22 protein-coding genes and 1 pseudogene are annotated in these 20,812 nt (G+C 72.1%); 13 read left to right on the plus strand and 10 right to left on the minus strand.

Annotated features, from left to right (window positions below):
* Positions 1-31 precede the first annotated feature (31 nt).
* A complete protein-coding gene (locus DJ476_RS05365; RefSeq protein ID WP_103420384.1) occupies positions 32-1,519 on the minus strand; it encodes a hypothetical protein in 1,488 nt (495 codons plus the stop codon).
* A gap of 242 nt (positions 1,520-1,761) precedes the next feature.
* Between DJ476_RS05365 and DJ476_RS35390 the strand changes: the two genes are divergently transcribed.
* From DJ476_RS35390 to DJ476_RS05385, 4 genes and pseudogenes are all read left to right on the plus strand, one after another.
* On the plus strand, positions 1,762-4,422 hold the full coding sequence (locus tag DJ476_RS35390; RefSeq protein ID WP_112489973.1) for a GTPase-associated protein 1-related protein: 2,661 nt from the start codon (positions 1,762-1,764) through the stop codon (positions 4,420-4,422).
* Between the two features lie 105 nt (positions 4,423-4,527).
* A complete protein-coding gene (locus tag DJ476_RS05375) occupies positions 4,528-5,118 on the plus strand; it encodes a TetR/AcrR family transcriptional regulator (RefSeq protein ID WP_112489974.1) in 591 nt (196 codons plus the stop codon).
* 215 nt (positions 5,119-5,333) lie between these two features.
* Positions 5,334-6,323, plus strand: a pseudogene (locus DJ476_RS05380) (monooxygenase); the annotation flags it as partial.
* Between the two features lie 11 nt (positions 6,324-6,334).
* A complete protein-coding gene (locus DJ476_RS05385) occupies positions 6,335-6,694 on the plus strand; it encodes a hypothetical protein (RefSeq protein WP_103420387.1) in 360 nt (119 codons plus the stop codon).
* 74 nt (positions 6,695-6,768) lie between these two features.
* On the opposite strand, the gene DJ476_RS05390 is transcribed toward DJ476_RS05385, so the two are convergent.
* Entirely contained in the window at positions 6,769-7,092 is a 324-nt protein-coding gene (locus tag DJ476_RS05390) for an SCO5918 family protein (protein ID WP_070204670.1), read from the minus strand.
* Between the two features lie 6 nt (positions 7,093-7,098).
* Complete coding sequence (locus tag DJ476_RS05395) at positions 7,099-8,565, minus strand: DEAD/DEAH box helicase (protein WP_112492444.1); 1,467 nt, start codon at positions 8,563-8,565, stop codon at positions 7,099-7,101.
* A gap of 210 nt (positions 8,566-8,775) precedes the next feature.
* Between DJ476_RS05395 and DJ476_RS34385 the strand changes: the two genes are divergently transcribed.
* A complete protein-coding gene (locus DJ476_RS34385) occupies positions 8,776-9,120 on the plus strand; it encodes a hypothetical protein (RefSeq protein WP_162638623.1) in 345 nt (114 codons plus the stop codon).
* Positions 9,121-9,166: 46 nt separating this feature from the next.
* A complete protein-coding gene (locus DJ476_RS05400) occupies positions 9,167-9,469 on the plus strand; it encodes a PRC-barrel domain-containing protein (RefSeq protein ID WP_112489975.1) in 303 nt (100 codons plus the stop codon).
* Positions 9,470-9,490: 21 nt separating this feature from the next.
* Here DJ476_RS05400 and DJ476_RS05405 read toward each other — a convergent pair whose 3' ends face one another.
* Positions 9,491-9,958 carry an ATP-binding protein gene (locus tag DJ476_RS05405; protein ID WP_112489976.1) on the minus strand — a complete coding sequence of 156 codons (468 nt, stop codon included), beginning with the start codon at positions 9,956-9,958 and terminating at the stop codon, positions 9,491-9,493.
* 153 nt (positions 9,959-10,111) lie between these two features.
* Here DJ476_RS05405 and DJ476_RS05410 point away from each other — a divergent pair, with 153 nt between their 5' ends.
* Positions 10,112-10,987, plus strand: a complete 876-nt coding sequence (locus DJ476_RS05410) for a helix-turn-helix domain-containing protein (RefSeq protein WP_112489977.1) — start codon at positions 10,112-10,114, stop codon at positions 10,985-10,987.
* Positions 10,984-11,250 (plus strand): DUF397 domain-containing protein, encoded by a 267-nt coding sequence (locus DJ476_RS05415; RefSeq protein ID WP_112489978.1) that lies wholly within the window; start codon positions 10,984-10,986, stop codon positions 11,248-11,250. Before DJ476_RS05410 ends, DJ476_RS05415 begins: the two co-directional genes overlap by 4 nt.
* 53 nt (positions 11,251-11,303) lie before the next feature.
* Here DJ476_RS05415 and DJ476_RS05420 read toward each other — a convergent pair whose 3' ends face one another.
* A complete protein-coding gene (locus DJ476_RS05420; RefSeq protein WP_112489979.1) occupies positions 11,304-11,681 on the minus strand; it encodes a peptidase inhibitor family I36 protein in 378 nt (125 codons plus the stop codon).
* A 331-nt stretch (positions 11,682-12,012) separates the two neighbouring features.
* On the opposite strand from DJ476_RS05420, the gene DJ476_RS05425 reads away from it, so the two are divergent.
* Positions 12,013-12,477, plus strand: coding sequence for a hypothetical protein (locus DJ476_RS05425; protein ID WP_112489980.1), 465 nt, complete (start codon positions 12,013-12,015; stop codon positions 12,475-12,477).
* 173 nt (positions 12,478-12,650) lie between these two features.
* Positions 12,651-13,301, plus strand: a complete 651-nt coding sequence (locus tag DJ476_RS05430; RefSeq protein ID WP_103420469.1) for an SIMPL domain-containing protein — start codon at positions 12,651-12,653, stop codon at positions 13,299-13,301.
* A gap of 46 nt (positions 13,302-13,347) precedes the next feature.
* Here the strand turns inward: DJ476_RS05430 and DJ476_RS05435 are convergent, their stop codons facing one another.
* From DJ476_RS05435 to DJ476_RS05455, 5 genes are all read right to left on the minus strand, one after another.
* Positions 13,348-13,815 (minus strand): MarR family winged helix-turn-helix transcriptional regulator, encoded by a 468-nt coding sequence (locus tag DJ476_RS05435; RefSeq protein WP_112489981.1) that lies wholly within the window; start codon positions 13,813-13,815, stop codon positions 13,348-13,350.
* A gap of 212 nt (positions 13,816-14,027) precedes the next feature.
* Positions 14,028-14,435 (minus strand): peptide-methionine (R)-S-oxide reductase MsrB, encoded by a 408-nt coding sequence (msrB, locus tag DJ476_RS05440; RefSeq protein ID WP_103420396.1) that lies wholly within the window; start codon positions 14,433-14,435, stop codon positions 14,028-14,030.
* A gap of 50 nt (positions 14,436-14,485) precedes the next feature.
* Positions 14,486-15,886, minus strand: a complete 1,401-nt coding sequence (murC, locus tag DJ476_RS05445) for a UDP-N-acetylmuramate--L-alanine ligase (RefSeq protein WP_103420397.1) — start codon at positions 15,884-15,886, stop codon at positions 14,486-14,488.
* 113 nt (positions 15,887-15,999) lie between these two features.
* On the minus strand, positions 16,000-16,452 hold the full coding sequence (locus tag DJ476_RS05450; RefSeq protein WP_019766590.1) for a hypothetical protein: 453 nt from the start codon (positions 16,450-16,452) through the stop codon (positions 16,000-16,002).
* Between the two features lie 248 nt (positions 16,453-16,700).
* Complete coding sequence (locus DJ476_RS05455; protein ID WP_112489982.1) at positions 16,701-17,549, minus strand: pyrimidine reductase family protein; 849 nt, start codon at positions 17,547-17,549, stop codon at positions 16,701-16,703.
* A 37-nt stretch (positions 17,550-17,586) separates the two neighbouring features.
* On the opposite strand from DJ476_RS05455, the gene zapE reads away from it, so the two are divergent.
* The 3 genes from zapE (at position 17,587) to DJ476_RS05470 (ending at position 20,775) form a co-directional block, all read left to right on the plus strand.
* A complete protein-coding gene (zapE, locus tag DJ476_RS05460) occupies positions 17,587-18,681 on the plus strand; it encodes a cell division protein ZapE (RefSeq protein WP_181006628.1) in 1,095 nt (364 codons plus the stop codon).
* A gap of 98 nt (positions 18,682-18,779) precedes the next feature.
* Positions 18,780-19,205, plus strand: a complete 426-nt coding sequence (locus DJ476_RS05465; RefSeq protein ID WP_103420402.1) for an OsmC family protein — start codon at positions 18,780-18,782, stop codon at positions 19,203-19,205.
* A 139-nt stretch (positions 19,206-19,344) separates the two neighbouring features.
* Entirely contained in the window at positions 19,345-20,775 is a 1,431-nt protein-coding gene (locus DJ476_RS05470) for an alkaline phosphatase PhoX (protein WP_208853473.1), read from the plus strand.
* The last annotated feature ends 37 nt before the right edge of the window (positions 20,776-20,812 follow it).

Genomic DNA, 20,812 nt, shown 5'->3' on the forward strand with positions numbered 1-20,812 from the left:
CTCCTGGTGCGGTTCGTCGGTGGGTCGGAGGTCAGGGCGTGGGTCCGCCGCCGGAGGCCGCCGCCGGGGTCTGGGCCCCCTGGCCGAAGGAGGCGGAGATCTGTCCGTTGCTGCCGATGTTGGCGGGGCCGGTGATGTCGCCGGAGATGTTGTACGTCTGGGTGGTGATGACCTGCTGGGCCTGGTCGAAGGAGCTGGTGTCCACGTTGTGGGCCTTCAGGAACCGCTCGGTGGCGATGAGCACGCCCTGCTGGAGCCGGTGCAGGAAGTCCTGCGAGTCGGTGCGCTCGGAGTGGCCCAACTGGTCCCAGGAGGCGACCCGTTCGCGGAGGCTGTCCGTGGAGCCGTAGTCGTACAGCAGATGCCGCTTGCTGATGTCCTTGCGCACCTTCTCCAGTTCGCGGGCGCGCCGCCTGCGCTCGGCGTTGCGGCGCCCGATCCGGCCGGGGGCGCCGATCAGCCCGGACCAGGTGTGCGAGGTGGCGAACCGGACGAGGCTCCACCAGCGTTCGAGCCCGTCGCGCGGAAGGTAGTCCGCCCCGTAGTGGCGGGCGTGCAGCGGGGGGATGCAGTAGGCGGCCACCTCCCAGGAGAGGCTGGGGTGTTGGAGGCGGGCCCGCAGGTGCATCGAGACGATGACCCGGCCGCCCTCGCCGACCCGTTCCAGGCTGAGATAGGTGCGCATGCCCGCCCCCGGCTTCAGCAGTCCGGCCTTGACCAGCGGCGGCGGGATCTCGGTGTTGGGCGGGCGGAGCCGGTCCGGCAGCACGTCGTCGCCGAGGTAGACGACCTGGGGGCCGAGCACGTAGAGCCGGTTCTGGGCCCGGAGCCCTTCGAGTCCGGCGAGGTTGCCCAACTCCCGTGCCAGGTACGTGTGGAGGTCGACGGCGTCGAAGGGGATCAGGGTCTCCTTGCCGCCGCCGGGAGCGTCGGCCGGGCGGCTGATGTCGATCGGCTGCCAGACCGTCTCCTTGATCCTGTCCCCGCTGCCGACGAAGGGGTTCTGCCGCTCCGCGCTCTGCGTGTACGGCACCATGTTGGGCCGCCGCAGCCCGCGCAGCCGCTGTTCGGTCCCGTCGGCCACCTCGGGGGCGAGATCCTGGGGGCGGGCGGTGGAGTAGCGCGCATCGAGGGCGGCGGCGCGGGCGCGGGACTCGGTCCGGTGCATCAGGTACCAGGAGCAGCCGAGCACGGCCAGCAGGACGACAACGGCCAGCTCCGCCGGCCCTGTCGAACCGGCGGCCAGGCCTCCGATCACGGTGAGCACCGCGAGCCACCACACCGCGCAGAGCCAGGCCAGTCGGCGGTCGCGGAGGTCCGTCCGCGCGGTCGCCAGGCTCGCGTGGCGGGCGAGCGCCAGCAGGTTCACGCCCAGCGGCAGGCCGGTCGCGGTGAGGCGGTCCCCGGACAGCTCCTGGTGGGCGTAGCGGGCGAACGCGTCGTCCAGGTGGACCGACGAGCAGAGCAGTCTGGTGGTCGCATCCTTGTCGTATGTCGGCAGATTGGGCACATGCCGCATCCGCGTCCCCCCTTCCGTTGCCCCGGGGCCGGAGCACCCTCACAGTCTTCTACACAACAGGCCCGCGCATCTCCCGGAACGCTCCTCGGGCCAGCACCTGACGCAGCGTAGGGAAAGGGTCCCCGTCCTTGATAACGTCGCCCCCGCGGCTGTGGACTTCTCCCCCGACCCGGTCGCGTGTGGGTGGGAGCGGGGACGGGTCGCGGCAGGACGAAGAGGGCCGACAATTGAGCCTTGCACAGGTGCACCACATCTCCGCCGCGGCCGGGGACGAGAGCGCGGAGGGCCGGTTCACGGGGGTGGGACGCGGGGTGACGGCGGCGCTGCTGGCGGAGCTGGAGCCGCTCTTCGCGTATGTGCTCCCCGACGGGGCCCCGCACCGCCCCACCGACGCCGAACTGCGCTCGCTCCCGCAGGCGTTCACGTACGCCGTGCTCTCCGACGGCAGCCGTGTCGTCGGCCGTACGGCACCGGCGCGCGGGGAATCCTCGGCGCCGGTCCGGTTCCACACGCACGCGGTGCACATACCCTCGGGGGTGCCGCTGCCGGGCGACCGGCTGCCGGTGGAGGCGTGGCGGTCGCCGCACTGGGCCACGGTGACACCGGCCGGCGGGGCCTCCCTCTCCGACCCGCTCGGCGCGCTGCCGCCGGGCCCCGCGCCCGTACGGGAGGGGCTGGACGACTTCGCGGTCTCGCGGGGCCCCTGGCTGGCGGCGGTCCTCGCCGATCTGCGCCGGGCGAGCGAGGAGCCGCCCCCGGCGGGCGGTCCGGTGGTGCTGGTGGAGCGGCGGAGCGCGGATGTGGCGCGGTGGCTGGGGCTGGCGGCGGTGGCCCTGCCGAGGGAGAGCGCGGAGCGGCTGACGTTCACCACCTACACGCGGCGGCCGGGGAGTTCGGCGCTGCGGGTGGTCGGGGTGGCGCCGGAGGACGCGGCGGCGGCGCGCGAGGCGGGGCTGCGGGTCCATGTGTGCGCGGACCGCCCCCCGGTGGAGGCCACCGGGGACGTCTGGGCGCGCACGGCGGCCCGGGTGTGGCGGAGCCGGGCGCCGGAGCTGTTCCAGGAGGCGCGCGGGCTGCCCGGAGACCCGTTCGCGGCGGGCCCGTTGGCGGTGGTGGCGCTCTGCGCCGGGGTCGGGCTCGGCTCCGAGGAGCGTGCGGCGGCGGCCGGCTGGGCGGCGGAGCGGCCGTACGCGCTGGACGCGAAGCGGGTCGGCCAGTTGGTGGAGGCGCTGACCTCGCCGGGGATCGACGACCGTACGGGCTCCGAATTCGACGCGGTGGGGCGGCTGTTCGGTGCGCTGGACGGCCGGTGCCCGGCTTCGGTCACCGCGCCGCTCGCCGCGATGCTGGTGACGGAGGCGGTGCGAGGCGGCAACGGTTCGCTGGAACTGCCGCGCCGGGAAGCGTTCGTGGGGCCGGAGGGCGAGGCGATCGCCGGGGTGCTGGGCCCGGAGATCATGACGGAGCTGGAGAGCGGGGCGGGAGGCTACCGCCCGGTGGCCCGGACGGTCCAACTGCTGCGGGTGGCCCGGCTGCTGGGCATGAACACCCGCGACCTGCTGCCGGACGTGGCGACCCGCCTGGCTCCGGCGCTCCTGAGGGAGACGGAGAGGCTCGAGGACGCGGGGCCGGGACGGCCGGAAGAGGCGACGGAAGCGGCGGCCGGGCCTCTGAGGGCGGCCGGGTCCCCGGGGTTGACCGGATCTCGGAGAGCGCCCGGGACCCCGGGAGCGCCCGGACCTTCGGGAGCGCCCCGGACCCCAGGGACGCCCGGACCTTCGGGAGCGGCCAGGGCCTCGGGATCGGCCGAGCCCCCAGCGGCACCCCGGCCTTCGGGAACCGCCGGATCCCCGGCGGCCCCCGCCTTCGCCCCGGCGCTGCTGGAGCTGCTGGACGAGCAGTTCGACGTACGGACCGCGCTGCTCGGCGCGCTGGACCGGATCGCGCCCGAGGATCCCGGCGCGGTGGCCCGGTTCCTGGAGCGGGTGGCGCTGCCGTTCACGGGGACGCAGGCGCTGCCGCATCTGCGGATGTGCGCCGAGGCCCCCGGGGCGATGACGACGCTCGGCCGGGACCGCACGGCGCTCTGGCACCGGGTCCTGCGGGCCGCCGGCCTCTCCCCCTTCGCCGAGCCGCTGGTGCTCCGTACGGCGGCGGGCATGGTCTGGGAGGACCGGGCGCCCACCGTGGAGGAGGCCCGGCTGCTGCTGGAGGCGGCGACCTCGGACGCGCACCGGGCGGCCGGGACCTGGGCCCGCCTGGCCGACGCGGCGCTCGGCGCCCCGGCGGACGCGGAGGAGGCGGAGGCCCTGGCCCACGACCTGCTGCGCGCCTTCCCCCAGGAGATCGGGGGCCGGGAGCGGGCCGCGCTCCAACTCCTCGCCCTCTGCCGCGATCTGCGCACGGGCGCCCCCGAGCCCGGCTGGGCGGACCGGGTCCGTACGCTGCGCGATCGCGCGGCCCCTCTCGAACCGCCGGTCCAGGAGCGGGCGTTCACCGCCCTGGCCGAACGCCTGCTGGCCCCGGACCGCCCGGGAGCGGAGCTGTACGCCTTCGTCCGGAGCGACGACACCGACCTGTTCGCCGCCTACGACCGCGCGGCCCGCACCGAGCCCACCCGCACCCGGCTCCGTACCCAACCCGCCTACGCGGCCGACTGCTTCACCGTCTGGACCGCCCACCCCCACGCCGGCCCCGCCTGGACCGCCACGGCCGCCGCCCTCCTGGAGGAGGTGCTCCGCCCGGCAGTACGGTCCATGGCCGCCGAGCTGGTGGCGGAGGTGGAGGAGACGGTGGGCCGGACCGGCAGCAGCGGCCGGGCGAACGCCTTCCGCGACTGGAACCGCTCACGCGCGCTGGGCCGCCTGGGGCGGCGGATCGTGGGACGGGTGCGGCGGGGGTGAGGAGCCCTGGGGCACGGCCCCGCACCGGGCGAGGTCCCGCGCGGTCGGGCCCACCCGCCTTCTCCCCGCTCCGGCCCCGCGCGACCGGAGCGGTACCCTGCCGGGATGACGGAGCAGAGCGGGCGGGAGAGGCAGCGGCCCGCGAACGACGGGCCAAGGGCCGCCGCCCGCAACCGGGCCGCTCTGATCGCCGCCGCCCGGGAGATCTGCGCGGAGCAGGGCCTGGAGGCCCCGCTGTCCGCGATCGCCCGCCGGGCCGGTGTCGGGCAGGGCGTCCTGTACCGGCACTTCCCGGACCGGGCAAGCCTGGTGAGCGCCGTCCTGGAGGAGAACGTCCGCCAAGTGGAACAGGCCGCCGAGGCGCGGGACGCGGCTGTTCCGGGTCTCCTCGGGGTACTGACCTGGCATCTGGCCGACTCGGCGGCCTTCATCGGCCTTCTGCACGCCGACCGGACAGGCGGCGGCTCCGCCACCGCGCACACCCACCCGTCGGCCCTCTCCGACCGGGTCCAGCACAGCCTGAGAACCCATCTGCCGCCCGGCCATCCGCTGAGCGCGGAGGACCTGGAACTCGCGGTCGCCATGGTGTCGGCCGCCGTCGTGGGCCCCACCCGGGAGGATCGCCAACGCCGGGCGCTGGCCGCATGGCGGCTGCTCGGCGTCGAGGTGGGGCCGGTGCGGCCGTTCGACGGCTGAGCGGGGACGCGGGCCTGCGGCCCCGACCGCCGACGGAGCCCGGCGCCGGGCGGAAGCGCGAAGGCGAAAACGTACGCCCTCGACCGCCACCCGAACCCAGCGCCGGGCCGGAGCGGAGACGCAGGCGTACGGCCCCGACCGCCGCCGGGACCGCCGCCCGAGCCCCGCGCAGATGGTCGGCCGGGTACGGGCCTGCCGCCTCAGCCTCCGTTGGACACCGCCGCACCACGGCCGAGGACGTCGGCGCCGACCGCGAGGGCTGGGCCCGCAGGCGGCGGGAGAACTACCTCCGCATCGTCTCCGGCGAACCGGAGTAACAGGACCTCGTGGCGGACCGGTGGACCGCCTCGGCTGGCCTGCTGGAGAAGCTGCTGCCGAGTTTCCGACGGCAGGGCGACCGGGAGGCGTTCGAGGCGGCGTACGAGGCCGCTGACGCCGCCAAGATGAACGAGCTACGCCACCGCGTCGAGCAGAGCGTCACCGACCCGGAGACAGCCGGGAAGCTCAAGCCCTGGTACCGCTACGCCTGCAAGCGCCCCACCTTCTCGGACCTCTACTACCCGGCGTTCAACCGTGACAACGTCACCCTGATCGACACTGCCGACACCCACGGCATCGAGCGCATCACCGAGCGCGGCGTCGTGGTCGGTGACACCGTCCTCGAAGTCGACTGCCTCATCTTCGCCACGGGCTTCTTCGTCGGGGCGTCCGGCATCCACACCGGGAAGCTCCCCGTCCACGGGCGGGGCGGCACCCAGCTGCTCCACCGCTGGGCCCGGCAGGGGCCGCGGACGCTGCACGGCTTCACCAGCAGCGGATTCCCCAACCTGATCCAGCTGGGCTCCTTCCAGAACGCCAGCAGCGTCAATTTCACCCACATCCTCGACGAGCAGGCCGTCCACGCCGCCGCCCTCGTCGCAGCGGCCGAGGCCGGGAACGCCCTCGTCGAGCCGTCGCGGGAGGCCGAGGACGCATGGAACACCGCCATCGGCAAGGACGCCCCCGACCACGAGTGGTTCCACGCCGAGTGCACCCCCGGCTACTACAACCGCGAAGGGCGCGGCCGCCCCAACGGACCGACCGCCTATCCGCACGGAGCGGTCGCCTTCCACCGGCTCCTCGCGGACTGGCGCGAGCACTCCATCGGTGAGGCTCTGCGGGCCAGGACCACGCCTCGTCGCCACCGGGCCGACACCGCCGACTAGACTCGGTTCCCATGTCGAAGCCTGACGAGTTGCTCATCGATGTCGCCGCCCTGGTGGAGTCCGGGCACAGCAATCAGATGTCGCTGACCGTGATCACCGGAGGCGGCGTGATCACCGGCCGGCTGGCCCCCGAGGCCGTCTGGCGGCAGCGGGTGTCGGAGGTGCTGGCGGACTCGGCCCAACTGAGCGAGTTCGCCGCCGTCTTCACCGCCGCGGCCCGCGAGGAAGGCCCGCCCACGCATCTGCACTTCCACGTGGCCCGCATCCTCCAGGGCTCGGTGGGGATCCCGGAGACGGGTGGGATGTACCGCGTGGCGATCGAGGACGTCAGCGCCTGGACCATGGGGGACTTCAGCTACTCCGACCACTGACCCGCCCGCGTACGCGTACGCGCTCACCGGCACGCACCACCGCCGTCGACCGAACCCAGCCCCGCGTCCGCCCGTCAGGCGGACGCGGGGCTGCCGAGCAGTGCGGACGCCTGCTGGAGCGGGGTGAGGACGCGCCGGGGTGCGGCGGCGGGGTCGGTGGGGCCCGTGGGGCCGGGGCAGGTGAAGCCGAGCCTGCTCATGGCCCGGAGGACCTCGTTCCCGCTGAAGTCGCGGCGGTCCTGGCGGGTGATGACCTGCCCGACCTGCTTGACCGGGTAGGTGCGGCGGCCGATGATCACGGACTCACCGGTGATCTGCTCGGGCTTGATGCCCCTCATCGACTCCAGGACACCGCTCTTGGTGAGGTCGAAGGGGAAGCGGGCGATGACACAGCGCATGGGGCCTCACAGGGAGAGAGCGGAAGAGGACGGGACGGGGAAGAAGCGGTCGCCCACGTCAGGCGGCCGTACGGCGGAGGCAGGACCCCGCCGTCCGCGCGGGGCACCGCCGCGCGGGCGTCGCTGGGCCACCGGTGCGGTGATCGTCACGGGGATGCCGGAGGGCGCCTGCGATCCGGTGATCCGGCTGAGCGTCTCATCGCCGGAGCGGACCTGGGTGGTCAGGGGCACGATCCCGGCGGCGGTCATGATGCGGGTCATGTCCCGGCGCTGGCCGGGGGTGACCAGGGTGACGACGCTGCCGGACTCACCGGCCCTGGCCGTGCGGCCGCCGCGGTGCAGATAGTCCTTGTGGTCGCTCGGCGGGTCGACGTTGACGACGAGGTCCAGCTGGTCGACGTGGATGCCGCGCGCCGCGACGTTCGTCGCCACGAGCACGGTGACGTGCCCGGTCTTGAACTGGGCGAGGGTCCGCGTGCGTTGCGGCTGCGACTTGCCGCCGTGCAGGGCGGCCGCCCGGACTCCACTGTTCAGCAGGTCCTGCGTGAGCCGGTCGACGGCGTGCTTGGTGTCCAGGAACATCATCACCCGGCCCTCGCGTGCCGCGATCTCGGTCGTCGCCCGGTGCTTGTCGGCGCCGTGGACGTGCAGGACGTGGTGCTCCATCGTCGTGACGGCCCCGGCGGACGGGTCGACGGAGTGGACGACCGGGTCGTTGAGGTAGCGGCGCACCAGAAGATCGACGTTACGGTCGAGCGTGGCGGAGAACAGCATCCGCTGGCCGCCGGGGCGGACCTGGTTCAGGAGCGCGGTGACCTGCGGCATGAAGCCCATGTCGGCCATCTGGTCGGCCTCGTCCAGCACGGTGATCGCGACCTGGTCCAGCTTGCAGTCGCCGCGCTCGATGAGGTCCTTGAGCCGGCCCGGGGTGGCGACGACCACTTCGGCGCCGCCGCGCAGCGCACCGGCCTGCCGGCCGATGGACATGCCGCCCACGACCGTCGCCAGGCGCAGCTTCACCGATCGGGCGTACGGGGTGAGCGCGTCGGTGACCTGCTGGGCCAGCTCACGCGTCGGTACGAGCACCAGGGCCAGCGGCTGACGGGGTTCGGCCCGCTGTCCGGCGGTACGGGCCAGCAGCGCCAGGCCGAAGGCGAGGGTCTTGCCCGAGCCGGTGCGTCCCCGGCCGAGGACGTCACGGCCCGCGAGGGTGTTCGGCAGGGTCGCGCCCTGGATCGGGAACGGGACGCTCACGCCCTGCGCGGTGAGCGCGGCCAGCAGGTGTCCGGGCATGTCGAGTTCGGCGAACGTCTCGACGGCGGGCAGTGCGGGCGTGAGCGTCTTCGGCGGGGCGAACTCGCCCTGGACCGCGACGGGCCGTCGGCTGCTGCGACCGTCCGAACGGGGGCGGCTCGGCCCGCCGCTCCGGCCACGGGTGCGGGACGTACGGCCGTCGGTGCGGGGAGAATTCATCGTACGGGTGGAGTTCATGGGAACCTTCCTTGATACGGCACGTACCAAGGAATTCCCGCAGCGGAGAAACAGCGCGGAGAATCACAGGAACGGGCCGGACGAAGCATGCGAGAAAACCCGGTCTGCCGGGCATCCTGAACGGAACGGGACCGGGACCGGGACCGGAACAGATCGAAAGAAGCGAGATACGGGCGGGGTCGGGCGGGAACGATGTCCTCGGCCGTCGGCGCCACCGCCGCTGCCCTGCTCGATGAGGCGGCATCCCTTGGCCGCGTTGACCACTTCAGCACCGGCCGGAAGCCGCTGGTGGCGCTCGAAGTTTCGGAAACAGCAAGACTGCAACTGGTAATGACAGTAGCACGCCGCAATGATCCGGATACCGAGAATAATCCCGCCCCGCCGTTCGCAGCACAAAACCTCTCCACTCGGCGGGCCGAAACCTCATGCGGCGGCCACAGGTATCTCGCGGCCCGGAGCGCAGCGCTTCAAGGCTGTGGAATCAGAAAAGAGTTCGCGGGTCACGACCCGGCATTTTCCGACAACCCGGGTGAGTAAAAGGCTGCGAAAAAACAGTCCGGACAGCGCCCTCAGGAGGCCGGCCATGATCCGTGCAGCCGAGATCCGCGAGTGGCGCAACCAGAACGTCGTCGACCCGGAGGGCCGCAAGATCGGGGGGCTCGAAGCGGTCTACGTGGACACCACCACCGACGAGCCCGCCATGGCCACCGTACGCATCGGGCTCCCCACCCGTCACCAACTGGCCTTCGTCCCCCTGGACCGGGCAATTGTCGGCCCGGACTACGTCAAGGTCGCCTACGACAAGGCCCTGGTGAAGAAGGCACCCCGGCTCGGGTCGGTTCGGCTCCAAGGAGATGTTCACGTCATGGCTTTGGCCGCCCGGTAGCACGGCGGCCCACGGCCCCCGTCAGTACACCAGGTCCAGTTCCGCGCGGACCGTCTTTCCGGGCTGCGGCACCCGGTCGACGACCGCCCAGCGGTCCGCCAGCGCGTCCACGATCAGCAGCCCGCGCCCGCTGTCGTCGCCGTCCGCCGGGGCGTTGATCTCGCCCGGCCCGGGCGGCCGGCACTCGGTGCGGGTGTCGGACACCTCGATCCGCAGGACCCCGTGGGCCTCCCGGTCGCCGGGTGCGTGCGTCAGGCGCAGCTCGAAGTCACGGCCGGGGACCCGCCCATGAGTTACGGCGTTGGCCGCCAGCTCCCCGATGATCAGGGCCGCCGACTCCGAGGCGTCACTGAGATACGGGATGCCCCAGGTGTGCAGTTGGTGGAGACCGACGCGGCGGGCGAGCCGGGCGCCGCCCGGATCCGAGTCGAAACGACGCCTGAACACACGTACGGTTACATCCGATTGGGTCTTCGCAGGTGCTTGCATAGCCCTAGATTCCTGGGCCGTTCCCCTCTCGGCCAGGTCAGCAACCCGTACGCTGAGTCAGCGTACGGGCACAAAAGGTAGACAGTACGAATCACGTTCCGTGAGCATGGACGGGTCACGAACCACGACAGGCGCACGGGGAGGTGGCCGTACATGACACACAGCACGGACGGCAACGAGAGCACGTACGGAACCTTCGGCAACGGCGGCGCGGGCCGCATCGAACCCGATCCGCACTACAACCTCAAGATGTTCGGGGAGGTGGTCAAGACCTTCCGCAAGCGGGCACGGCTGACACAGGATCAGTTCGCCCCGATGGTCGGGTACTCACTGGAGACCTGCGCCTCCGTCGAGCAGGGACGCCGCCTGCCGCCTCCGGACTATCCGGGGCTCGCGGACACCATCCTCGACGCGTTCGGGGTGATTCTGGCCGCGTCGAAGCATCTGACGCGGCGGAAGGGGCTGGCGAGCTGGTTCCGGCAGTGGGCCCAGCTGGAGCTGGAGGCGCTGAGTCTGTACACGTACGAATGCCGGTTGATTCCGGGGCTGTTGCAGACACCCGCGTACGCGCGGACGCTGTTCGCGGACCAGTTGCCCCCGCTGACCGACGAGCAGATCGAGGCGCAGCTCGCGGCCCGGCTGGAGCGTCAGGAGCTTCTCCGGAACCGGCCGAACACCGCGTTCACCTTCGTCCTCGAAGAACACCTGTTCCTGCGGCAGTTGGGTGGCAAGGAGGTCACGAGAGAGCTGATCGACCACATCCTCGAACTGTCCGAGCTGCGCAATGTGGAGATTCAGATCATGCCGCTGGTACGGCATCACCACGCGGGGCTACACGGCCCCATGCGGCTCCTGGAGACGCCGGACCACCAGTGGTTCGGCTACCTGGAGGGGCAGGAGCACGGGCAGTTCGTCTCCGACCCCAAAGTGATCAGCGCGCTCCAGATGCGGTGTGCCAGTATGCGTTCACAGGCTCTCTCGTTGGAGAAGTCCAAGGGCCTGATGCGGCAGATGCGAGGAGCGAGATGAGCAGCACCACACCCCTGGCCTGGTTCAAGAGCAGCTACAGCGGCGGATCCGGCGACTCATGCGTCGAAGTCGCGATGGAGTGGCACAAGTCGAGCCACAGCAGCGGCTCCGGCGACGACTGCGTCGAGGTCGCCGCCTGCCCCTCCACCGTCCACGTCCGGGACTCCAAGATCGAGGACAGCCCGCAGCTCGCCCTCGCCCCGGCCTCCTGGACCCGCTTCCTCCCGTACGCCGTTCAGGGCTCGTACACCGTCCAGGGCTGAAGTCCTCGACGGGGGAGCGTCGTTGTCATCGGCCCTCCGACGCGCCCCGGGTCTCAGCAGCCGCTGCCGACGCGCAGCGAGGTCATCCTGTCGTTGAAGTGCGAGGCGACCGCGGCCTCCGAGCCGCCCGGCGCGATCGAGAACATGCAGCCCACGTAGTTGGAGTGCTCGTAGACGCTGACCGTCCGGCCGGTGCGGTTCCAGTAGGAGGTCATGCGGTCGTTCATGTAGTTGCCGACGTTCGGGTTCGAGCCGGTGTAGTGCCGGAAGTCGCCCCGGTAGCTGGGTTCCCACACGCAGAACGAGCCGTTGGGACACTGGTCGGAGTCGGCCGCCGCCGGGGGCGCGGTCAGTGCGGCGACGGAGGTGGCGGCGATCGTCACGGCGGCTGCGGCCCACAGGCGCGGGGTGAGACGTCGGGCTCGGGACATGGTTCTCTCCTGTCACAGGATGTCTACGTTCGGTCACGCAGATCCGGCATCAACGTAGGCAGCACGTCGGCCCACCGACCATCCGACGACAGGCCGCGCAAGGCTCCTGGCATATGCCCGAACGGGTGGTTCCGTTCCGCGCGGCCCCCGTTCCGTGCGGGGGCGCGGGGGTCCTGCACCCCCGTCCGATCATGAGCGGGCGGGGAATCGGCCGTCCGTGTCCGGCCAGGTACCGTTGGTGCGGGGTACAGCGGATCTTCCCGAGGTGCCCGACACCCCTCGTGAGCCTCCTGGCGGGCTGCGTGAACCCCAACCCCAGGAGGACCCGGGCATGACGACCAACCGTGGACGCAAGGACGTCATCCGCGACCGGATGGCCGCCACCGGCGAGTCGTACAACGTCGCCGCCCGCAACCTCAAGGCCATGAAGGACACCGCAGCCACCCGCGACGCGGTCCTCGTACAGCGCTGGAAGCCCGCCGACAGCTTGGACGTGCCCTGCCCCTGCGGCGGGACCTGCGAGCCCGGCGAGACCTGCGACCACTGCCACGCCCGCCACCGCCACGTGAAGCGCTACCCGGGCTCCACCACCGAGGTCGAGACCTGGGCCGACCGCTACGAGTGCACCGGCTGCTCGTCCTCGTACACCCTCACAGTCCACCTGGCCGGACGGCCCTGGGGGGTTGCGGAGACGGTCGTGCAGGGCGGCGGACCGGGCGGGGAGGTCGTCCAGGCGACCGTCTTCCCCGGGGTGATCCACCCGCTGCTGCGGTCGGAGACCGGCGCGGACGGCTGAGGCCTGCGGGAACGGCTGAGACCGGCGGGGACGGCTGAGACCTGGGGCGCGCGGGCCGGGACCTGCGGCGCGGGCCGGGACCGGCCCCGCAGCGCGGTAGCACCGGAGCGCGGTGACGCCGGTCCCGGAAATGCACACGCACGCCCGGCGGACCGCCTGCTTGGATGATCCACATGAACCGCAACCAGTCCATCGAGACCCCCTGGGGCATATCCGTCTTCGGTGCGTCGAGCGTCGACGCCGTCCCCGACGTGGCCCGCCTGCGCGTGGCCGTCGGGCAGACCCGGGAGAGCGCCGCCGAGGCGTTCGAGGTCACCCGGCGGGCGGTCAACCGGGTCCGGGAGGTCGTGCGCGGCCACGGCGTACCGGACCACCGCGTGTCCACCTCACGGCTGAACCTGGAGTCCGCCCACGCCTTCCGGAACAACGAGCACACGTTCGTCGGCTACAAGTGCACGGCCGGCTTCGTGATCGATCTGCGCGCCCTGGACGCGCTGGAGACCGTACTGGTCGATGTGGTGGAGGCCGGGGCCAACGAGGTCAGCGGCGTCGAGTTCGACGTACAGGCGAAGAAGGAGCTGCGGGCCGAGGCGCGCAGGGCCGCCGTCGCCGCCGCCCGCGAGAAGGCGGAGCTGTACGCGGACGCCGCCGGTGTACGGCTCGGCCCGGTCGTCCACATCCAGGACGTGGACTCCGAGCAGTTGCAGAACACCTACCGCTCGCACGGCCGCAGCGCGGCGGGTGGCGGCGAGGGCGACCTCACCACGGGCAAGATCACGGTCGCGGCGGGCGTGCTGGTCGGCTTCTCGATCACGGCGGGCTGAGCCGGACCGGGCGAGGGCGCCCGGCACCGGGCCGGGCCCGCGTCGATCAGGCGACCGCCCCTCCCGCGTTCCGGATCAGCTGCTGGAGCACCTTCACCGTGGTGACGTAGTCCGCGTCGTCGATGCCCTTGTGGAGGGCGGCGCGGATCGCGGGGGCGTTGCGGGCCAGATCGACGCGGGCCCGTTCCCCTTCCGGGGTCAGCCACAGCCGGTCCTCGGTGTCCTGGGTCAGCCAGCCGCGTTCGAGAAGCACCTCCGCTTCCGCCGCCAGGTTGTCCTCGGGACGGAGGTAGGAGGCCATCGCCTCCCTCAGCTCGGACAGGGTCATCCCCTCGCCGTCGGGCGAGATGTCGTTCACCGACAGGTTGCGCAGCAGCCAGAACTGGGGCTGGGTGTAGCCCTTTGCGGTCTGCTGGGCACGGATGTACGCGATGAGCGCCTCGTAGGCGACACCGGTCCAGTACGCGGCGGGCTGTCCGGCCAGTTCGGCATCGGAGATCTGCTGTGTCGTCATGGGGTGTCCCCTCCACGTCTTCCGGTGTGGAGCCCGCACACCGTGCGGACCGTGGGGAGACCGTATGACCTCAAGTCCGGTTGAGGGCAAGAGGTGACCTTCCGGGCGACCGTGGGCGCGGAGCCCGCAGCCGTGTACGTCACGGCTGCGGGCTCCGGTCTCCAGCACCGGGCGGTCGGACGCCCGGCACCGGCCTCAGCTCTCGTCCGGGGTCAGCTCTCGTCCGGCCTCAGCGTCAGCGAGATCGAGTTGATGCAGTAGCGCTGGTCCGTGGGGGTCGGGTAGCCCTCGCCCTCGAAGACATGGCCCAGGTGCGAGCCGCAGCGGGCGCAGCGCACCTCCGTGCGGACCATGCCGTGGCTGCGGTCCTCGATCAGCTCGACCGCGTCGGTGTCCTTAGGGTCGTAGAAGGACGGCCAGCCGCAGTGCGACTCGAACTTGGTGTCGGAGCGGAACAGCTCCGCCCCGCAGGCCCGGCAGGAGTAGACGCCCGCCGTCTTGGTGTCGGTGTACTCACCCCGGAAGGCGGGCTCGGTGCCGGCCTGGCGCAGCACCGCGTACTCGGCGGGGGTCAGCTCTTCCCGCCACTGCTCGTCGGGCTTCTCGACGTCGTACGGCACGGCTCGCTCCTCAGCTCGGCTCAGTCGTCGCACGCTCGGTGGCCGGTCGGCTACCGGGCGCCCGACAGATGGTCCAGGATGCGCGGGCCGAGGTCGGTGACATCGCCCGCTCCCATGGTGAGAACGAGATCGCCGGGCTTCGCCATTCCCGCGATGACCCCGGGGACCTCGGCCTGGTCGTGGACGGCGGTGACCTCGGCGCCCGCCGCCTTCGCCGCGTCGATGATCAGGGCGCTGGTGATGCCCGGGATCGGGTCCTCGCGGGCCGGGTAGATGTCCAGGACCACGGAGGCGTCGGCCAGGGCGAGGGCCTGGCCCATCTCCGTACCCAGCTCCTGGGTACGGGAGAACAGGTGCGGCTGGAAGACGACCAGGATGCGGGAGTCGGCGGCGGCGCCGCGCATGGCCTCCAGGTCGGCGGTCATCTCGGTGGGGTGGTGCGCGTACGAGTCGATGACCTGCACGCCCGCCGCCTCGCCCTTGAGCTGGAGGCGGCGCTTGACCCCGGTGTACGAGCCGAGGGCCGAGGCCAGGTTGTGCGCGGGGATGCCGAGAGCGACCCCGGCGGCGAGCGCGGCAACGGCGTTGTGGGCGTAGTGGGCGCCGGGGACCGAGACCGTGAAGGTCAGGAACTTGCCGTTCAGCAGGACCGTGACCTCGCTGGTCAGGCCGCGCGGGGTGACCTTGTGGACGCGTACGTCGGCGTCCTCGGCGGAGCCGTACGTGACGACCTTGAGGTCGGAGAGGTCCCGGACCCGGCGGGTCAGCTCGACCGCACCCGGCTGGTCGGCGGAGATCACCAGGGTGCCACCGGGGACGATCTTGCCGACGAACGTCTCGAAGGAGTCGTAGATCTCGTCCATCGAGGCGTAGTTAGCGTGGTGGTCCAGCTCGACGTTGAGGACGATCGCGACCTCGGGGTCGTACTTCTGGAAGCTGCGGTCGCTCTCGTCGGCCTCCGCGACGAAGATGTCCCCCTCGCCGTGCGTGGCGTTGGTGCCGGGGCCCTCCAGGTCGCCGCCGATGGCGTACGAGGGGGCCAGGCCCAGCGAGGAGAGGGCGACGGCCAGCATGGACGTGGTGGTGGTCTTGCCGTGGGTGCCGGCGACCGCGATGGCCCGGAGGCCGTTCATCAGGGAGGCGAGCGCGTCGGAGCGGTGGACCACCGGGATGGACAGCTCGGCGGCGCGGAGCAGCTCCGGGTTGTCCTCGCGGATGGCGCTGGAGACGACCACGCAGGAGGCGTCGTCGGCCAGGTGCCGGGCCGCGTGCCCGATGTGCACGGTCGCCCCCAGCGCCCGCAGCGACTCTGCGGTGGCGGACTCCTTGGCGTCGCTGCCCGCCACCTTCGCGCCCCGCTGGGCGAGGATCTTCGCGATGCCCGACATTCCGGCGCCGCCGATGCCGATGAAGTGCGGTCGTTCCATGGCGGCGGGAATGCCGGGTGCCATCTGTTCCTCCGTTGGTGAGAGAGTTCTGCGCGGTTCCGGATTGCCCTCCGGAGGGCCGCAGAGAGTTCCACGCGGGTCCGGGTTGCCCTCCGGACGGCCGCGCGGCCTTCACCCTATTCGCTGTGCGCGAAGAGCTTGAGCACCGGGACGCCGACCTTGTGCCGGGCGCGGGAGGCCCAGTCGCGGTGGAAGAACTCCTCCACGTAGTGCGGGGCGGTCAGGACGATGACCTCGTCCGCGCCCGCGTCGTCGACGACGGTCTTCAGCTTGTCCAGGGGGTGGTCCTCGACCACCTGTCCGACCGCTTCGGCGCCCGCCTCGCGCAGTGCGCGTAGGGAGTACTCCAGACCGATCTCGGCGGGCTCGCGGGCCTCCTTGCCCTCCGGTTCCTCACCCTCGCGGACGGCTTCCCTCAGCTCCCCCATCGCCACGTCGTCGATCGCGCGCAGCAGGACATCGGCCTGGTCGCCGCGCGGCTGCAACAGAACGACGAACGAGATCCGCTCCTCGCCGTGGAGGGTCGTGACGAAGTCCACGTCCTCCGGCGTGAGCGGCTTCTCGATCATCAAAACGCTTGTGAACACGACAGGCGCCCTTCCGCTTCTGCGTCTCGTCGACAGCCGGCTCGACCGTCGACGGTCGTTTGCTGAAACCATCCTTCCCCGTGCTTCCACGGGGACTGCAGAGGTAAGTGTGCCCAGCCGGAGCTAACCGGAACGAGTAATTCCGCTAAGTGTCCCCGCACTGATGACGCCGTGTCTAAGTTGCCCTCCGGAGGGGAATCACCAGCCCTTCCCCCGGGCGGCCGTCCGGCTCACCTCCGGTAGCGGCCGAAGAGGAACCCGTCCTCCTCCAGCAGCGACGCCAAGGTGAAACGTTCCGGCACGGCGACCCCGGGGCCTCCGGCGATCCGCTGCGCGTCCCCGGCCGTGAGCATCGGGGAGAGCGTCAGGCACAGCTCGTCCAGCACCCCCGCCGCCACGAACTGGCCGAGCAGCCGGGGCCCGCCCTCCGTGAGCTGGCGCCGCAGCCCCCGGTCCGCCAGCTCGCGCACCACCCGGGCCGGGTCCACCCGGGCGCCCTCGCCCGCGATCACCACATCGGCGCCCGCCTTCCGGGCCGCCGCGATCCGGTCGGCGGGCGCCCCGGAGCCGGTCACCACGAGGGTCGGGACCAGGGGCTCGGTGAACAGCGGCAGGGAGAAGTCCAGGTCCAGCGAGCCGGACACCACCGCGACGGCGGGCGCGGGCCCCTGCCCGGCCGCCGCCCGCCGCGCCGCGAAGGCCTCCCGGGCACGGGCCGGACGGTACCCCTCCTGCCGTACGGTCTCGGCCCCGGCGATCACCACATCGGCCAGGGCCCGCAGGGTGCCGAAGATCCGCATGTCGGCGGCGCAGGAGATGGGCTGCGAGCGGCCGTCGTGCTGGGCGGCCCCGTCGAGCGTGGAGACCATGTTGGCGCGCAGCCAGGCGCTGCCGGGGCCTTCGGCGGGGAGGCCGGTGGGGTACGCGTACGCCTCGGCCAGCTCGTCGAGGCTCCACTCGCGGTCTTCGTGTCCTGCGCGGCCGGGCTCGCGGTCCTCGCGGCCGGTGGGGCGACCGGCCCGGCCCTCGTCGCCGGGGGTGCTCGTTGTCAGGTCCGTCACAGGGAACAGGCTTCGCATGGGTTGCAGTCTGGCACGGGCCTTAGGGTGGAGAGTTGTGTCGTCCTCCACCGCGTTTCCGGGGCAGAGCCCCCTTGCCGAAACGGCCCCGCTGTCCCTGTGCGCCCGCGAGCCGCACGTCCCCGCCGACCGTCTGGTGGCGGAGATGGTGCCGCCGCCGCGCTTCGATTCGGTGCGCTTCGACACCTACGTACCCGACCCGAACCAGCCCAGCCAGAGCGAGGCCGTGACCGTGCTGTCCGGCTTCGCCGCCGGGCTCGGCGGGTCGCACGCGACGGGTGCCGGGCGCCGGAAGTGGTTCGGCAGCAGGAAGCCCGCCGCGCCGGCCGGACCGCGCGGGGTGTATCTGGACGGCGGCTACGGCGTCGGCAAGACCCACCTGCTCGCCTCCCTCTGGCACGCCACGCCCGCCGAGCCCGCGCTGAAGGCGTTCGGCACGTTCGTGGAGCTGACCAACCTGGTGGGCGCGCTGGGCTTCCAGCAGACCGTGCGGACGCTGAGCGGGCACCGGCTGCTCTGCATCGACGAGTTCGAGCTGGACGACCCGGGCGACACCGTGCTGGTCTCCTCGCTGCTCAGCCGGCTGGTGGAGAACGGGGTGGCACTGGCCGCGACCTCCAACACGCTGCCGGGCAAGCTGGGCGAGGGCCGGTTCGCCGCCGCCGACTTCCTGCGCGAGATCCAGGGCCTGTCCTCGCACTTCCGCCCGCTGCGCATCGACGGCGAGGACTACCGGCACCGGGGGCTGCCCGAGGCCCCGGCCCCGTACACGGACGAGCAGGTCACCCGCGCCGCGTACGCCACGCCGGGCGCCTCGCTGGACGACTTCCCCGGGCTGCTGGCGCACCTGGCGAAGGTGCACCCGAGCCGGTACGGGGCGCTGACCGACGGCATCGGGGCCGTCTGCCTGACCGGGGTGACGGCCGTGCCCGACCAGTCGACGGCGCTGCGGCTGGTGGTGCTGGCCGACCGGCTGTACGACCGGGAGGTGCCGGTGCTGGCGTCCGGGCTGCCGTTCGACCGGTTGTTCAGCGACGAGATGCTGAACGGCGGGTACCGGAAGAAATACTTCCGGGCAATCTCGCGGCTGACGGCACTGGCGCGTGACGCGAAGGGCCTGGTGACCCAGTAGGTTCGGGGGGTGACACCGGGTGCCCGTATGCGGCGCACCCGTGACACCCGTTCGCGTACAACACGCATACAGTTCCGTTCCGTTCGAAGGGATCCAGCATGGCTACCACGCGTCAGGCGCACACGGTCTGGGAAGGCAACCTGCTCGAGGGCAAGGGAGTCGTCACCCTCGACTCCTCCGGCATCGGTGAGTACCCGGTCTCCTGGCCCTCCCGCGCCGAGGCGGCGAACGGCAGGACCAGCCCGGAGGAGCTGATCGCGGCCGCGCACTCGAGCTGCTTCTCGATGGCGCTCTCGCACGGTCTGGCCGGGGCCGGTACCCCGCCCACCAAGCTGGAGACGAAGGCCGATGTGACCTTCCAGCCCGGCACCGGCATCACCGGCATCCACCTCACCGTCGTGGGTGAGGTCCCCGGTCTGGACGAGGCGGGCTTCGTGAAGGCCGCCGAGGACGCCAAGGCGAACTGCCCGGTCAGCCAGGCGCTGTCGGGCACGGAGATCACGCTGTCGGCCTCGCTGGCCTGACCTTCCGCGGCCGGTCGCTGCCCTCAGGGCCGTACCAGTCGCCACACGGGGCGCGGGGGCGCGCATGGTTCCCCCGCGCCTCTGTGCGTGCTACACACATGCGGGTCATGTCTACCTGTCCGCCAACAGGGAGCTGCCCATGTCCTCCGTTTCCCGGAACACCGAGACCGCCGCGACCACAGCGACCACAGCGACCGCCGTCAGCACCGCCCGGCACGCCACGACACGACGACAGGTCCTGGCAGGCGGCGGCGCGGCGGCCGCGATCGCCTTCACCGGGGCGTTCTCCGAACTCTTCGCCGGTACGGCGGCCGCCCGCGGCCACGGCGGCTACGGCCCCCTCGTCCCCGACCCGGACGGCCTGCTCGACCTGCCGAAAGGTTTCCGCTATCGGGTGCTCTCCCGGGAGGGCGACCCGCTGCGCTCCGGCGAGGGACAGGTGCCCGGCAACCACGACGGGATGGCCGCCTTCGCGGGGCGCCACGGCCGCGTCCACCTGGTCCGCAACCACGAGAACCGGCACACGGCGAAGCTCGGCGTCCCGGCCGTCGACGGGCTGACGTACGACCCGACGGCCAAGGGCGGCTGTACGGCCCTGGAACTGGACGGCCGGAACAACGTGCTGGGCGAGCGGGTCGCCATCGCCGGTACGGCGGTGAACTGCGCGGGCGGGCCCACCCCCTGGCGCACCTGGCTGACCTGCGAGGAGACCGAGGACAAGGCCGGGACCAACGGGTACACCAAGGACCACGGCTTCATCTTCGAGGTGGACGGCGCCGACCCGCGCCGCACCGGGGCCGTCCCGCTGACGGCGATGGGCCGCTTCCAGCACGAGGCGATCGCGGTCGACCCGAGGAACGGGATCGTCTACGAGACGGAGGACGCGTTCGACCGCCCGTTCGGCCTCTTCTACCGCTTCCTCCCCGCCAGGCCGCTCGGCGGCACCGGCTCGCTGCGGGCGGGCGGGGAACTGGAGGCGATGCGAGTGCCGGGGGTGCCGGACCTCTCCGCGATCCAGGAGACGGGGGCGAGCTTCGACCGGGTCGAGTGGGTGCCCGTACCGGATCCGCTGGCGGCCGAAACGCCCATCCGGCTCCAGGACTTCGGCCCGAAGGGCATCACGCACGCGCAGAAGCTGGAGGGCTGCTACTGGGGCGGCTCGTCCGTCTACTTCGTCTCCAGCTTCGCGCGCAGCGCCGAGGGCTCGGCGGCCGACCACTACGGCCAGGTCTGGCGGTACGAGCCGGGGAGTCGGCGACTCACCCTGGTCGTGGTCTTCGGCCCGGACACCGACATCCAGCTGCCGGGCGAGTCCCCGGACAACATCTGCCTGGCCGCCGACGGCGGGCTGATGGTCTGCGAGGACGGGGGCGGTGCGCAGCATGTGCTGGGGGTGACGCGGCGGGGCGAGGTGTACGCGATGGCGCGCGGGCGGCAGAACATCGGGACGCCCGAGGAGCCGGAGTGGGGCGAGTTCGCGGGGGTCGCCTTCTCGCCGGACGGTTCGACGATGTACGTGAACTGCTACACGCCGGGGACGACGTTCGCGGTGAGGGGGCCGTGGCGCTGAGACCACGACACCAGAGCGCCGCATAAGGGATATAGGC

The organism is Streptomyces bacillaris (genome assembly GCF_003268675.1).
In the GTDB taxonomy this organism is placed as follows: domain Bacteria; phylum Actinomycetota; class Actinomycetes; order Streptomycetales; family Streptomycetaceae; genus Streptomyces; species Streptomyces bacillaris.

Bases quoted from the DNA above. Each gene is read 5' to 3' on its own strand.
- DJ476_RS05365 (WP_103420384.1), bottom strand. From the start codon at position 1,519: ATGCGGCATGTGCCCAATCTGCCGACATACGACAAGGATGCGACCACC.
- DJ476_RS05415 (WP_112489978.1), top strand. From the start codon at position 10,984: ATGAGCAGCACCACACCCCTGGCCTGGTTCAAGAGCAGCTACAGCGGC.
- DJ476_RS05465 (WP_103420402.1), top strand. From the start codon at position 18,780: ATGGCTACCACGCGTCAGGCGCACACGGTCTGGGAAGGCAACCTGCTC.
- DJ476_RS05420 (WP_112489979.1), bottom strand. From the start codon at position 11,681: ATGTCCCGAGCCCGACGTCTCACCCCGCGCCTGTGGGCCGCAGCCGCC.
- DJ476_RS05400 (WP_112489975.1), top strand. From the start codon at position 9,167: ATGATCCGTGCAGCCGAGATCCGCGAGTGGCGCAACCAGAACGTCGTC.
- DJ476_RS05375 (WP_112489974.1), top strand. From the start codon at position 4,528: ATGACGGAGCAGAGCGGGCGGGAGAGGCAGCGGCCCGCGAACGACGGG.
- DJ476_RS05385 (WP_103420387.1), top strand. From the start codon at position 6,335: ATGTCGAAGCCTGACGAGTTGCTCATCGATGTCGCCGCCCTGGTGGAG.
- DJ476_RS05450 (WP_019766590.1), bottom strand. From the start codon at position 16,452: ATGATCGAGAAGCCGCTCACGCCGGAGGACGTGGACTTCGTCACGACC.
- DJ476_RS05405 (WP_112489976.1), bottom strand. From the start codon at position 9,958: ATGCAAGCACCTGCGAAGACCCAATCGGATGTAACCGTACGTGTGTTC.
- DJ476_RS05435 (WP_112489981.1), bottom strand. From the start codon at position 13,815: ATGACGACACAGCAGATCTCCGATGCCGAACTGGCCGGACAGCCCGCC.
- DJ476_RS05455 (WP_112489982.1), bottom strand. From the start codon at position 17,549: ATGCGAAGCCTGTTCCCTGTGACGGACCTGACAACGAGCACCCCCGGC.
- DJ476_RS05470 (WP_208853473.1), top strand. From the start codon at position 19,345: ATGTCCTCCGTTTCCCGGAACACCGAGACCGCCGCGACCACAGCGACC.
- murC (WP_103420397.1), bottom strand. From the start codon at position 15,886: ATGGCACCCGGCATTCCCGCCGCCATGGAACGACCGCACTTCATCGGC.
- DJ476_RS05390 (WP_070204670.1), bottom strand. From the start codon at position 7,092: ATGCGCTGTGTCATCGCCCGCTTCCCCTTCGACCTCACCAAGAGCGGT.
- DJ476_RS34385 (WP_162638623.1), top strand. From the start codon at position 8,776: ATGTCCTCGGCCGTCGGCGCCACCGCCGCTGCCCTGCTCGATGAGGCG.
- DJ476_RS05430 (WP_103420469.1), top strand. From the start codon at position 12,651: ATGAACCGCAACCAGTCCATCGAGACCCCCTGGGGCATATCCGTCTTC.
- DJ476_RS05410 (WP_112489977.1), top strand. From the start codon at position 10,112: ATGACACACAGCACGGACGGCAACGAGAGCACGTACGGAACCTTCGGC.
- DJ476_RS05425 (WP_112489980.1), top strand. From the start codon at position 12,013: ATGACGACCAACCGTGGACGCAAGGACGTCATCCGCGACCGGATGGCC.
- DJ476_RS05395 (WP_112492444.1), bottom strand. From the start codon at position 8,565: ATGAATTCTCCCCGCACCGACGGCCGTACGTCCCGCACCCGTGGCCGG.